Below are 803 nucleotides of genomic sequence, written 5' to 3' on the forward strand. Positions count from 1 at the left end.
GCCCAAGGCACCAGCCATGTCGGTGAGCGACTGCTTCCCGTCGCGCTCTATTTGCAGAAGCACCTCGTCCTCATCTTTGCGTGCGGTATCGGCAGCCTGGCGAGCGCCGCGGCTCGTCAATGCGTGAGCCATGACGGTCGGTATCGGCTTGCCTTTGCTGTCCACCAGAGCAGGCGCGGTGACGGTCCTCACTTCAAAGTGCACCGGTTCGAAGTCCGGTCCGCGATGTTTGCCTTGCCAGTGCATCCGCGCACCCCCGTCTACCTTCGCCAGCGTCAGGTTGCCGTCGATTTCGTTGAGGAAACTGCCGCCGCCTTTCGGCAAAAGGTTTTCCGCGCTGGCGTTTTTGACAGGATGGGCGGCGACGAAGACGCAGGGCTTGCCGGGTAACTCGGTCAGCTTGCGCATGTCTCGAGCGTGGTTGCCCATCTCGACGTTGCTGTTCTCGTCGGATCCTTGAAAGTAGGCCGCACTGGTGTCGACAATGACGAGGTCGACGCCACCCAATGCCTCGGCCGCTTCCTCGATTTTCGATATCGAGTCCGGAATACTGTACGTGCCGGCGATGAAGTGGACGTCGATGTCGGTTGGGTCGAACTGCAGTTCGTGCGCCATAGCCAGCCAACGCATGCGCACATCGACCGGATTCTCGCCCGCACTGTAGATAACCCGGCCCTTCCGCACCTCACGATCGCCCAGCCGTTTGCCGAGCGCTGTGCAGTACGTAAGGCAGAGCAGAACGGCCGTCTTGCCGGCGCCTGTCATGCCGGTGAGCGAGTAGATGAACGCAGCCTGCGCTACGC

1 protein-coding gene is annotated in these 803 nt (G+C 61.6%); it reads right to left on the minus strand.

Annotated elements, in window-relative coordinates:
• A partial coding sequence (locus EN742_RS36440) for an AAA family ATPase (protein ID WP_148670591.1) occupies positions 1-803 on the minus strand: 803 nt, incomplete at both ends.

It is taken from the genome of Mesorhizobium sp. M4A.F.Ca.ET.020.02.1.1 (genome assembly GCF_004022645.1).
GTDB lineage: Bacteria > Pseudomonadota > Alphaproteobacteria > Rhizobiales > Rhizobiaceae > Mesorhizobium.